We start from the raw sequence: 12,529 nt of genomic DNA, 5'->3' as shown, positions 1-12,529 counted from the left end.
GAGCGCAATTTTTAGATAAATTTTAGAAGTTAGATCATCACTATTACAGTTTAGGATCACGGATTTGCAACAAACTGCTGTTGGCTTTGCTTAGGCTATCAACCAGTTTATTCATCACTGCAGGAATCAAATTGTCTGCCATTTGTGCAGCTTGTAAACCCAGCTTTTCACCCAAAGTTGGCTTTTTACGAGTTTGAATCACATAGATATCATGCTGTGGCAACAAACTCAGCAAATATTCATCTGAGGTTTGTAACTTGTCTATCAAGTTTAACTCCAACGCATCCTGACCATACCAATGCTCACCTGTTGCCACTTTTTCAACATTCAGTTGTGGACGGTATTTTTCAACAAAGTGTTTAAATAGCACGTGAGTTTGTTGCAATTCTTCTTCAAACTTAGCCTTGCCTGCTTCGGTATTTTCACCGAACATGGTCACAGTGCGTTTATATTCACCTGCAGTGTACATCTCAAAATCTATATTTTTTTCTTTGAGCAAACGATTAAAGTTTGGCACTTGTGCCACTACGCCAATAGAACCCAAAATCGCAAATGGCGCTGACACAATTTCTGAACCAATACATGCCATCATATAGCCACCACTTGCTGCGACTTTATCGACGCAAATCGTGAGATGGAAACCTGCATCACGCAAACGTACCAATTGTGCAGCTGCAAGCCCATAACCATGCACCATACCGCCTGGACTTTCCAAACGTACCACAACACGGTCACGTCCAGCTTTGGCCGTTGCCAAAATTAGGGTGATTTCTTCACGCAATTGCTCTACAGCAGACGCAGCAGTATCACCTTTAAAATCCAACACATAAATTTTTTGATTGTTCTTTTTACGGGCGCGCGCTTCACGTGCCATTTGTTGTGAAAGTTGTAATAGCTCGAGTTTAGATGCCGTGGTTTGCGCAATTTTTTTTCGTTGTTCATTAATTCGCGCATTCAAATGACTAATCCGAATTTCGGCAGGTAGTTTAGGTAAATGAAATAACATAAAAATGAGTTCTCAATTTAATTCGGTTTATTAGGACTACATTAGGTCAATTTCGACTTTTTCAATACTTTTTCTATCTTAAAGCAGCTTCTTTTTGAATCAATCGTAAATATCGTTTAGAAATCTGCCGAACAGCCATTAAACGTACAGCAAACCAAATTTGCCCCTGATAGCAAATCCCAATAATAAGTGCGTTGATCGGCCACCAACCAAACAGTAGAAAACTACCTCTACGCTCATGATCTGAAGGTGTAAGCATTGAATAGAAACACACTAAACCTACGCAGAAACACATTACGCAAAGAAATTCACCTACTGCACTGTGCAAGAGCGGCAACTTATTTTTTTGTTGTGCTTTTACATAGCGATAAAACTTAAATTTAGCATTGGCATCAATATAGTCTCGCCAAGCCTGCCGAAAATCGGGATCACTTACTTGCTGCTGTACCCTAAAATAAACAACTAGCACTATCACACCTGAAACTATCACAAATTGATCATACAACCAACGATGATAATTGCTCATATTGGGGCTTTGAGAGGTTGGAAACCACCCATCATGGTTAAAAAAAGTTGCCAATAAAATACTCAGCAAAACCAAAACTGCTGCTATCGTCTCTGCACTATGTTGAAATCCAAACAAGGCATCGATCATTTTTTTCGTGGCTTGGCGTGCTGGTTTTGCCTGTTGTCGCTCTTCTTGTGAAGGAAACTGCATTTTTTATTTTCGCTACGCGTACAAAACAATCAATACTATAACAAAAAAACAGAATCCTAAGATTCTGTTTTAATAGCTTTCAGGACTTAAGCAGATTAACCAAAACGACCTGTAATATATGCTTCTGTTAATTGATGGTCTGGCTGAGTAAATACTTTTTCAGTTGCATTCACTTCAATCAAATCACCTAAATGGAAGTATGCGGTACGGTCAGATACACGCGCTGCCTGTTGCATTGAGTGCGTTACAATAGCAATCGTATATTGAGTAGAAAGTTCAGAAATTAGCTCTTCTACTTTTGCCGTTGCAATTGGGTCAAGTGCCGAACATGGTTCATCCATCAAAATTACTTCTGGACTTACCGCAATGGTACGCGCAATACAAAGACGTTGTTGCTGACCACCAGAAAGACCTGTGCCTGGTTGATTCAAACGATCTTTCACTTCATCCCACAAACCTGCTTTACGTAAGCTGTTTTCAACAATTTCTTCTAAATCGTACTTATCACGTGCTAAACCATGTAGTTTAGGACCATAAGCCACGTTTTCAAAAATTGATTTAGGGAATGGGTTTGGCTTCTGGAACACCATGCCCACTTGCGCACGTAATAACACCACGTCAAGGTTCGGGTCATAAATGTCTTGGTTATCCAACATTACTTTACCCGTTACACGACAGCTATCAATCGTGTCGTTCATACGGTTTAAAGTACGCAAGAAAGTCGATTTACCACAACCTGATGGACCAATGAAAGCAATAACTTCATTTTCATAGATATTTAAATCAATACCTTTAATCGCTTCAGATTCACCATAGTACACATGCACGTCATTGGTACTTAACTTTACATTTGATGATTTCGCTTCTTTTTTGCTCGAAGTTTGCGTATCAAATTTTGAAACAAACGAAGTCGTTGATTGCTTCTGTTCTACATCGGTAGATGTAAATTGGCTTTGTTGTGGATTCACTTGCTTATCCTGTTCTAAGGAATTCTGTTTTTCTGTGCTTGCTACAGCATTCATATTCTCTGCCCTCAATTACCAGCGTACTTCAAACTTCTTACGTAACCAAATTGCAAGGCTGTTTAAGCCAATCATTAGCGCAAGTAGTACGATAATGGCTGCAGCGGTACGTCCCTCGAAGAAGTTACGCAATTCATTACCCTGCCATAAGAAAATTTGCACAGGTAACGCAGTAGATTGATCAAGTGGAGTTGCTGGTACACTGGCAACGAAAGCACTCATACCAATTAATAACAATGGTGCGGTTTCACCTAAAGCTTGTGCGACACCAATAATTGCACCCGTTAAAATACCCGGCAATGCAAGTGGGAGTACGTGGTGGAACACTGTTTGTAAACGAGAAGCACCCAAACCTAAAGCAGCTTGACGAATAGACGGCGGCACTGCTTTTAATGATGCACGCGTGGTAATAATCACTGTTGGTAAAGTCATTAAACTCAGTACCAAACCACCGACCAATGGTGCAGACAATGGTAAATGCATCCAACCAATAAAGATCGCGGCACCCAACAAACCAAATACAATAGAAGGTACAGCGGCCAAGTTGTTAATGTTCACTTCAATAATATCAGTAATGGCATTTTTGGGCGCAAATTCTTCTAAGTAAATTGCCGATGCCACACCAATTGGAATCGAAATAAAGATCACAATGAGCATCATGAATAATGAACCCATGAATGCACCTGCCAAACCAGATGTTGCAGGAGAACTGCGTGAGTCTGGGCTAACAAAAATGTTGGTATTGAATGTACTTTCAATAATGCCTTGTGACTCTAACTGATCCGCCAATTGACGTACTTCAGGGCTTAATTGTTGCTGCTCATCTGGCAAGCTACGGTCAATATTACCTTCTAACCATACATCTACGTTAGCATCTGTAAGTACTTTCACTTCTTTAGTTTGACCAATTAAAGATGGATCAGCCAACACCATATCACGAATACGGTACGCTTCAGAACTGGTATATAAATAGCCAAGATCATCACGCTTAGCTTCTAGCGCTTTATCTTTCGCCACAATACCGTTCACGATTAAAGCATCCCAATCGACCATACCCATTTCAGTTTGCCACGCAATCATACGTTCTTCGTACTGAGCTGGTGACTCACCTGCAATTGCTTTCGGTTTTGGACCTACATTCACAATCGCTGGATCGAAATAAATTGGAAGGCTCATGCTGCTTTGCCAAAATGCTGGCAAGCCTTTAGATAAGATACTGCCGAATAACAACACGACAAAGAATAAACCTGCGATAACTGCCGAGAACCCCATCAAACGGAAAGTTTTTTCCTTACGATGACGCTTACCCAATGAACTGGCGATGGTTTTTTTACGCTGTTCACGTAATTCGGCAGCAACTTGTGGATCTAACTGATCCAAAGACGATGTATTTGAAGTACTCATTAGTCGTATTGCTCACGATATTTACGCACGATGTATAGTGCAACAATGTTCAAACCTAAGGTAATCACGAACAGGGTCAAACCAAGTGCGAAAGCAACCAATGCCTGCGGACTTGCGAAATCTGTATCACCTGTTAATTGGTTTACAATCGTAATCGTAACCGTAGATACCGCTTCTAATGGGTTTGCGTGTAGTAAAGGACTATTACCTGCAGCCAACACCACAATCATGGTTTCACCAATTGCACGTGACGCAGCAAGTAAGAATGCACCAATCACCCCTGGTAATGCAGCTGGCATCACCACGCGACGAATGGTTTCAGATTTGGTTGCACCTAAGCCTAAAGAACCATCACGTAGCGCACGCGGCACTTGCGTAATAATGTCATCAGACAATGAAGATACAAAAGGAATGATCATGATACCCATCACTAAACCAGCGGTTAATGCACTCGTGGCATTAATATCTAGTCCAATGATTGCGCCCGCTGTTTTAAGGAACGGACCGATGATCATCATGGCAAATACACCGTACACAATGGTCGGAATACCTGCTAAAACCTCAATGGTTGGCTTTGCCCATGCACGGAATTTAGGCGATGCATATTCTGCAAGATAAATGGCGATCATTAAACCAATAGGTACTGCAACTAATAAAGCAATACCACTCACCATCAATGTACCCCACAGTAATGGAAGTAAACCATAACTGCCATCTGCACTACCCGAGGTGCTAAAACCAGGATTCCAGACTGTACCAAAGAAGAAATCCAGTGGGCTAACGAAACTAAAGAATCGCATCGCTTCACTGAACATAGACATCACAATACCAACCGTAGTTAGAATCGCAACACCAGAACATAATGCCAAAGAAATGTTGATGATTTTTTCAACTTGGTTACGTGCGCGGAATTGTTGTGAAACACGTTTCTTTGCCCACACCAGACCAAATAAAGCCGCACAAATAACAACCGCAAGTTTAGCATAAGAACCAATCGTTTCAATTTTCGCTAATTGCTCTGCTGCTGCAATTTCGTATGCAGCTGGTGTATCACTTACACCAAAACCAGAAGCAATCGCTTGTACACGATCAACCAAAACACTGGTACTTGCAGGATCTAGACCAGCAGCAATGTGCGCAGGCACATTATTAATTACCACTTGCTCTAGAATACTTGGTTCAACCAAGTTCCAAACAATCAAAATTAAAAAAGCAGGGATACCACACCATAATGCTACCAACGCACCATAATATCCTGGGCGTGAATGTAACATTGCAGAGTTATTTCCCTTACCTGCTAGGTTACGGCTCTTGCTTAACCCGATTTGATAGGCTATGGCGATAATGGCCAATAACACACCTATGAGTAGCAGATTCATGTATTCTCCACTGTTTTTTCAATTTCGTTATTGAAAAAACATTTCTTAGCAAAAAGCCGATGGCAGGTCATCCCTGCCATCAGCTGTTTTAACTCAAATTACTTAACCGCTTTACCAGCTTTGAAGTTTGCAAGAACTTGTGCACGTTCTTTATCAGACATAGAAATTAAGCCTGCTTTGTCTAACTTAGAACCTTTACCAGATACTTTTTTGCTCAAGAAGTATTCAGTAAATTCTGGTAAGCCTTTGATTGATTTAAGGTGCTCACCTTTCACGTAGAAGAACAATGGACGTGATACAGGGTAAGAACCATTTAAAATTGTGTTTTCAGATGGTGCTACGTTGTTTACAGTTGCAACACGTAAACGGTCACGGTTTTGGTCATAGAAGCCTAAACCGAATACACCTACTGCGCTTGGAGAAGTTTTCAAACGTGCCAGTGTTTCTGTGTAGTCACCCGCGATTTCGATCACACGACCATCCTTACGGAAAGATGTACATGCTTTTTTCTTCGCATCTTTGTCTAAAGCTTTAATTGCTGAGTAAGCTTCACAGCCTGCATCAACCATTTTTTCTTGGAACACTTCACGTGTACCGTGGTTAGATGCTGGAATAACTAAAGTGATAGGCTCATTTGGAAGTGTTTTGTCAATTTGGTTCCAACGAGTATATGGGTTAGCAACCATTTTACCTTTAGATGGTAATTCAGCTGCAATTGCTGCATATACATGGTAAGGTTTTAATTTATAAGCTGCTTTGTTTGTATTTGATGCAAATACGATACCGTCGTAACCAATTTTAATTTCTAAAACTTGGTTAACACCAGCTTTTTTACAAGCTGCTAATTCTGAATCTTTAATTTTACGAGAAGAGTTCGCGATGTCGATTGTGTTATCACCTACACCTGTACAGAACTGCTTCAAACCACCTGAAGAACCGCCTGAACCAACAACTGGAGTTTTGAATTGTGGGAAAGTATTACCAAATTCTTCTGCTACAATACTTGCGTATGGTAGAACGGTTGAAGAACCCGCGATTTGGATGGTGTCACGAGCTGCGTTAGCAGTTGTTGTTACAGCTGCTGCAGATACGGCTAAAGCAATGGCGATGTTTGTAAAGCGCATTCTGTTCTCTCTCATAGTATGCAAGTTCGGAGTACGTCACTTGTTATTAAGTTTTGTACTTATTTCGATAACTGCATTGTGGTTTTATAATATGACAGCCATGTTACAACTTTGTTACGCTTTGGTTATATTTGCTTTTCGTATCTGAAATAATTTTTAAATTATTTAAAATCAATAACTAATAAAACACTAGAGTGCTTATTTTTTTCAGTATTTAAATTTCAAATTGTAATAATTCATGCCAATGTCATCATTATTTATGGTTTTTTCTACCAAAATTGATGGTTTATTCGCCAATTGCGTAATTTTTATGACATCCGCAGTGCATTATTTGAGCCCAAAACACCCAATCCATCACAAAATTCAAGCAAGAACGGTACAACACTTCACTGCAATATTTTAATCAGGCACAAAAAAAGCCACCGTAGTGACTTCTTTTGTTGTATTTCATAACAATCTGAATAATGAAAGCATTAGTCGATTGGTGGCGTATAAGTACCCGCGACAATCGCATCTTTAATGCGATCTGCTTCTGCCAATACTAGGCCTAACAAGTTTTTCACGTTTTCAAGTGTTGCCACTGGACTTAAAGTCGTCATTTTCAATGATTGGATATTGCCTACTTTCGTTACACCAATATTGGCCTCACCACGCGCAAATAATTCATCTGCCACGTTTTGGTTTAGGCTATCTAAGAACTCTGCAGGGTAACCCTCAGGCACAACACGGAACAACACTGAAGCAAACTGAGGCTCAACCAATAACTCTAAACCTGCCGTTGCTTTAATATAGTCAGCAACATCACGAGTTAGCTTCACACCATGGTCAATCATTGAACCGTAAAGCTCTTCACCTAAAGCTTCAATAGTCATCCAAAGCTTCAATGCATCAAAACGACGTGTCGTTTGTAATGACTTAGACACCAAGTTTGGTACACCATGTTCTTCATCATACGCAGAGTTCAAATATTCTGCTTCATAGTGCATGAAACGATAGTTCGCTTCATCTTTTAGCAAAAACGCACCACACGAGATTGTTTGGAAATAATGCTTATGGAAATCCAGTGTTACAGAGTCTGATAACTCAATACCATCAAGCATGTCACGATGACTGTTAGAAAGAATTAATGCCCCACCCCAAGCCGCGTCAATGTGCATCCATGCGCCATATTGATTGGTGATGTCACGAATCTTTCTAAGTGGATCAATCGCACCAGCATCGGTTGTACCCGCAGTTGCAACCACACAGGCAACAATCTTACCTTCTGCTTTTAAATGTGCCATGGTTTGCTCAAGTGCAACCACATCCATTTGTGCATTTTCATTCACAGGTACAGTAACAACCGACTGGAAGCCCATACCCATCATCGCCATGTTCTTTTGCACAGAGAAGTGTGCATTTTCAGAACAAATGACTTTTACGTTGCGCATTGCATCGCTTGGTACACCATCACGCTGAACAGACCACGGATTACCGTTTTCATCTTTCCAGTTCTTTGCAATACAAGCGTCACGTGCCAACAACACACCCATTAGGTTGGACTGTGTACCACCTGATGTGAACACACCTGCCTGACCTGCGCCATAGCCAACTTTTTGACGTAACCAGTCAATTAGCTGTACTTCCATCAATGAACCTGCAGGGCTTTGATCCCATGAATCCATAGATTGGTTGGTTGCATTAATTAGAACTTCTGCAATTTGGCTTGCCACCATGGTTGGGCAATGCAAATGTGCCAAAGAATGTGGATGATGAACTTTTAAACTTTTGTTTAAGAAAAGCTCTACCATGCGTTCCAATGACTTTTGTACACCTAAACCCTGTTTTGCAGGCTGGAAAGCAATCGCTTCACGCAATTCTTTAATGCTGCCGCCTGTGTACATTTTGTCATTTTGCAACCATGCCGCGACTGCTTGAGTCGCTTGTTCCATTGCTGCACTGTAGTCAGCAATGGATTGAGCATCATTGCAGAGTAACGCTTTACGATGTTCTGCAAAATCTACCATAAACTTATGCGCCTCGAACTGCGACTAACGCTTCAGCAACTGCTTTCTTGAAGCGAGCGATGACTTCTACACACTCTTCTTGAGTAATGATTAGTGGGCAAAGTAAACGGATTACCGTACCACCACGACCACCTTTCTCAAGCAACAATTTGTTGTCAAAACATGCAGCTTGAACAGCAGCAGCCAATTGAGAATCTGCTGGATAAGCACCTAAACGGTCTTTTTCTTGGCGTTCATCTACAATTTCGATACCAATCATTAAACCGCGACCACGCACGTTACCAATACATGGGAATTCAACAGCTAATTTTTTCAATTCAGCTTGTAAGAACTCACCACGCTCTTGCGCGTTTTGTGCAAGGTTTTGTTCTTTAATGGTTTTAAGCACCACAAGACCAGTACCCATTGCCAATTGGTTACCACGGAAAGTACCCGTGTGACCTGCAGGCTGCCATGCGTCAAACTTACGTTTAATAGCAAGTACAGCTAATGGCAAGCCACCACCAACAGCTTTAGACATAACAATCACGTCTGGCTCAATACCTGCATGTTCAAATGCAAACATTTTGCCTGAACGTGCAAAGCCCGCTTGTACTTCGTCTAGAATTAAAACGATGTTGTGCTTTTCAGTCACTTCACGGATTTTCTTCAACCATTTTACTGGTGCAGTCACAACACCGCCTTCACCCTGAATTGCTTCAAGAATTACAGCTGCAGGCTTAGTGACACCGCTTTCTACATCTTCAATGAAGTTTTCAAAATAATACGTTAACGCATCTACACCCGCTTCGCCACCAATGCCAAGTGGGCAACGGTATTCATGCGGATACGGCATAAATTGAACACCAGGCATTAAACCATTTACTGCATTTTTTGCAGACAGGTTACCTGTCATGGCCAATGAGCCATGTGTCATACCATGATAGCCACCTGAGAAACTAATAACTGAGCTACGACCTGTGTAGGTTTTTGCCAGTTTAATTGCAGCTTCAGTGCCATCTGCACCTGTAGGACCACAGAACTGTAAGCAGTACTCTTCTTGGCCGCCAGGCATGTGTGAAAGCAACGCTTCAGTAAAAGCATCTTTCAAAGGTGTCGTTAAATCTAGGGTATGTAATGGTAAGCCACTCGCTAAAGTGTCTTGGATGCTTTGAACCACCGCAGGATGATTATGGCCCAATGCCAAGGTTCCTGCCCCAGCCAAACAATCTAGGTACTCAGTACCTTCAACATCGGTAACCCAACAACCTAGTGCTTTCGCTATCGCTAACGGTAATTTACGAGGATAACTACGCACATTCGATTCCATCTGACTTTGGCGAGTCAAGTAGTATTCGTTTGTGGAATGGTTGGCAGGGTTTACAGAAGTAACGCTCATATCGAATTACCATCTCTGATATGGGTTGAAAGAAATAAGTCTGGTGACTTGCGGTCCTTTGACTCGGTGCTTTTTTGATCTAGCGAGATAGAGTTTTGCTCTTCAAGACTAGGAAGCGGGATAATACCTAATTTTTATAGAAAATAAACAGGTTTAACCCAAATAATGCCTAATTTCATCGAAAAAACATATCTTGCAAATGCTTCGATTGAATTATCATCTTAGATTGTGACAAAGGAAAGAAAATATAACTCTTTCCACTTCCTTTATACGTTTTTTTGCACAATCTCTCAAGTCATGCGGCATTTATTTTCAAAACAGTATAGATCATTATTTTTATTGAATTTTATAAATGCTTTTTTGCTGCAATTTTTAACGCATATTTTACAAAGCCACCACAAATTCAGCTAAATATCCTCACAAAGCAAAGTTACTATTTAAATCAATTCAAACGCTTTTCATAAATCCTGATCCCCTGAATAATAGGTCAGAATATGCGCTTACTTTCTCTCGCTGCTACCCTGTGGGCTGTTGGTGCTGCAAGCACTGCTTTTGCCCAACAAAATGAATCTTTAAATTACAATATTGTCAATGTTCAAGCCGAAGCTACACGCGAAGTTTCAAATGATCAAATGCACGCTGTGTTATATATTGAAAAAAGTCACAAACAGCCTGCCGAACTTGCATCACAAATTAATCAGTTAATGAGCCAAGCCATTGCAACTGCACGTAAGTATCCACAAGTGAAAGTTGAAACCGGTTCGCAAACCACCTATCCAATTTACGACAATGACAGTCGTAAGTTAAAAGAATGGCGTGGTCGTGCAGAAGTGCGTGTGCAAAGCACCGATTTTAAAGCGGCAAGCCAATTGGTGAGTGAGCTACAACAAAACTTCCAAACCCAATCAATTAATTTTAGCGTGTCGGATGCACAACGTAAAAAAGTTGAAAATGAGCTGATGGTCGAAGCGTCTAAAAACTTCCAGCAACGTGCGCAAATGCTCAGTCAGGCTTGGAATAAATCGGGCTATAACTTAGTGAATTTAAATCTGAATACTAATTCTTATTTCCCGCAGCCTGTTATGCGCGCGAGTATGGCTAAATTTGCAGTCACGGAATCGGCAGTAGCTGATCAAGATATGGCGGCGGGTGAATCTAAAATTACAGTCAATGCAAATGGAACGATTCAGTTTAAATAAAAATCTGAATTTACCTAAAACAGCTCATCAAGATTCATTTACTCGAATCATCTGAGCATATAAAAATCCCGCGAGGCAAACCAAGCGGGATTTTTTAAAACTTAAACTTAATTCAAAGCTTAAAATGCAAGCCAAATTTAGTAGATTGCCATGTGATTGCGGTGAATCATCTCCAGTGAACGTGCTTCACCTAAGACTTGATACACTTTGTCAGAAGCCAAGCCTTTGACCAAATCTGCAGAACGTGAACTAAAATTAACACGTCCCACAGCGACACGATGACCTTGTGTATCTACACACTCCACCACATCGCCACGTTCAAAATGCCCTTCTACCGCTTTTACACCCACAGGCAATAAACTGCGATGATTTTCTTTAATGGCTTTGACTGCGCCATCATCAATCACCAAACGTCCTGCCGTTTGTAAATGTGCCGCCAACCACTGTTGATGTGCGGCAATACGGTCATTGTCAGTAATAAATAAAGTACCCAACATTTCGCCCGCCATTAAACGCGCAAGCACATTGTCACTTTCACCACTGGCAATTAAAGTTGGACAACCCGATTTAGCCGCCAAACGCGCTGCACGGACTTTGGTCAGCATACCGCCACGCCCAAACTTGCCGCCACCACCCGCCATATCAAACAAGCTTTCATCCAAAGCGCGTACAGTATAGAACAGTTTTGCGTTTGGATTAGAACGTGGGTCGGAGTCAAACATGCCTTGCTGATCGGTCAAAATAATCAGTAAGTCTGCATGTACCTGCCCTGCCACCATCGCAGCCAAAGTGTCGTTATCACCAAAGCGAATTTCGTCAGTAGACACTGTGTCATTTTCATTAATGACTGGTATCACGCGCCATTCAATCAGGTTTTGCAATGCATCACATGAGTTTAAATAACGACGACGATCTGCCAAATCATCATGGGTTAATAGGACTTGTGCAGTTTGAATCTGGTGTTTTTCCAGCACACTTGACCAAGTTTGAATTAGTCCCATTTGACCAATGGCAGCGCATGCCTGAAGACTGGGTAGATCGGTGGGTCGATGCTCAAGTTTCATTCGCACCATACCTTCAGCCACAGCTCCCGATGACACTAAAATAATTTCGTGTCCAGCATTGTGTAGATCTGCAATTTGTCCCGCCCAATGCGAGATTGCATCCAAATCTAAACCTTGCCCATTGGCTGTGAGTAAAGATGATCCGATTTTAACAACGATTCGTTTACAACCCTTGAGCTGACGTTGCCCATCTACCACTTCTATCATCTTGTCCTCAGTCACTTTTTGT

General features: G+C 41.3%; 10 protein-coding genes. 1 reads left to right on the top strand and 9 read right to left on the bottom strand.

Features of this window, described 5'->3' with window-relative positions; genetic code table 11:
- Nucleotides 1–43 precede the first annotated feature (43 nt).
- The 8 genes from sohB to LZP46_RS05310 form a co-directional block, all read right to left on the bottom strand.
- Entirely contained in the window at nucleotides 44–1,006 is a 963-nt protein-coding gene (sohB, locus tag LZP46_RS05345; RefSeq protein WP_236094916.1) for a protease SohB, read from the bottom strand.
- A gap of 73 nt (nucleotides 1,007–1,079) precedes the next feature.
- Nucleotides 1,080–1,724, bottom strand: coding sequence for a hypothetical protein (locus tag LZP46_RS05340; RefSeq protein WP_236094915.1), 645 nt, complete (start codon nucleotides 1,722–1,724; stop codon nucleotides 1,080–1,082).
- A gap of 95 nt (nucleotides 1,725–1,819) precedes the next feature.
- Nucleotides 1,820–2,746: a phosphate ABC transporter ATP-binding protein PstB gene (pstB, locus tag LZP46_RS05335; protein ID WP_236094914.1), complete on the bottom strand. Its 927-nt coding sequence runs from the start codon at nucleotides 2,744–2,746 to the stop codon at nucleotides 1,820–1,822.
- Between the two features lie 15 nt (nucleotides 2,747–2,761).
- Nucleotides 2,762–4,150 (bottom strand): phosphate ABC transporter permease PstA, encoded by a 1,389-nt coding sequence (pstA, locus tag LZP46_RS05330; RefSeq protein WP_236094913.1) that lies wholly within the window; start codon nucleotides 4,148–4,150, stop codon nucleotides 2,762–2,764.
- Nucleotides 4,150–5,529, bottom strand: coding sequence for a phosphate ABC transporter permease subunit PstC (pstC, locus tag LZP46_RS05325; protein ID WP_236094912.1), 1,380 nt, complete (start codon nucleotides 5,527–5,529; stop codon nucleotides 4,150–4,152). Before pstC ends, pstA begins: the two co-directional genes overlap by 1 nt.
- A 98-nt stretch (nucleotides 5,530–5,627) precedes the next feature.
- On the bottom strand, nucleotides 5,628–6,653 hold the full coding sequence (locus tag LZP46_RS05320; RefSeq protein ID WP_236094911.1) for a substrate-binding domain-containing protein: 1,026 nt from the start codon (nucleotides 6,651–6,653) through the stop codon (nucleotides 5,628–5,630).
- A 473-nt stretch (nucleotides 6,654–7,126) separates the two neighbouring features.
- Complete coding sequence (locus tag LZP46_RS05315; RefSeq protein ID WP_236094910.1) at nucleotides 7,127–8,659, bottom strand: pyridoxal phosphate-dependent decarboxylase family protein; 1,533 nt, start codon at nucleotides 8,657–8,659, stop codon at nucleotides 7,127–7,129.
- Nucleotides 8,660–8,663: 4 nt separating this feature from the next.
- Nucleotides 8,664–10,037, bottom strand: a complete 1,374-nt coding sequence (locus tag LZP46_RS05310; RefSeq protein ID WP_168418176.1) for a diaminobutyrate--2-oxoglutarate transaminase — start codon at nucleotides 10,035–10,037, stop codon at nucleotides 8,664–8,666.
- A 494-nt stretch (nucleotides 10,038–10,531) separates the two neighbouring features.
- Here LZP46_RS05310 and LZP46_RS05305 point away from each other — a divergent pair, with 494 nt between their 5' ends.
- Entirely contained in the window at nucleotides 10,532–11,236 is a 705-nt protein-coding gene (locus tag LZP46_RS05305; protein WP_236094909.1) for an SIMPL domain-containing protein, read from the top strand.
- 137 nt (nucleotides 11,237–11,373) lie between these two features.
- On the opposite strand, the gene proB is transcribed toward LZP46_RS05305, so the two are convergent.
- Nucleotides 11,374–12,507 carry a glutamate 5-kinase gene (gene proB, locus LZP46_RS05300; protein WP_236094908.1) on the bottom strand — a complete coding sequence of 378 codons (1,134 nt, stop codon included), beginning with the start codon at nucleotides 12,505–12,507 and terminating at the stop codon, nucleotides 11,374–11,376.
- Nucleotides 12,508–12,529: the final 22 nt, after the last annotated feature.

It is taken from the genome of Acinetobacter sp. SCLZS86, from assembly GCF_021560715.1.
Classification (GTDB): Bacteria; Pseudomonadota; Gammaproteobacteria; order Pseudomonadales; family Moraxellaceae; genus Acinetobacter; species Acinetobacter towneri_A.
Note: the sequence above shows the minus strand (reverse complement) of the source record. Positions and strands in the feature narration are given on the sequence as shown.

Coding starts and splice junctions, on each gene's coding strand:
- pstA (WP_236094913.1), bottom strand. CDS start 4,150: ATGAGTACTTCAAATACATCGTCTTTGGATCAGTTAGATCCACAAGTT.
- pstB (WP_236094914.1), bottom strand. CDS start 2,746: ATGAATGCTGTAGCAAGCACAGAAAAACAGAATTCCTTAGAACAGGAT.
- LZP46_RS05340 (WP_236094915.1), bottom strand. CDS start 1,724: ATGCAGTTTCCTTCACAAGAAGAGCGACAACAGGCAAAACCAGCACGC.
- LZP46_RS05315 (WP_236094910.1), bottom strand. CDS start 8,659: ATGGTAGATTTTGCAGAACATCGTAAAGCGTTACTCTGCAATGATGCT.
- pstC (WP_236094912.1), bottom strand. CDS start 5,529: ATGAATCTGCTACTCATAGGTGTGTTATTGGCCATTATCGCCATAGCC.
- proB (WP_236094908.1), bottom strand. CDS start 12,507: ATGATAGAAGTGGTAGATGGGCAACGTCAGCTCAAGGGTTGTAAACGA.
- LZP46_RS05305 (WP_236094909.1), top strand. CDS start 10,532: ATGCGCTTACTTTCTCTCGCTGCTACCCTGTGGGCTGTTGGTGCTGCA.
- LZP46_RS05310 (WP_168418176.1), bottom strand. CDS start 10,037: ATGAGCGTTACTTCTGTAAACCCTGCCAACCATTCCACAAACGAATAC.
- LZP46_RS05320 (WP_236094911.1), bottom strand. CDS start 6,653: ATGCGCTTTACAAACATCGCCATTGCTTTAGCCGTATCTGCAGCAGCT.
- sohB (WP_236094916.1), bottom strand. CDS start 1,006: ATGTTATTTCATTTACCTAAACTACCTGCCGAAATTCGGATTAGTCAT.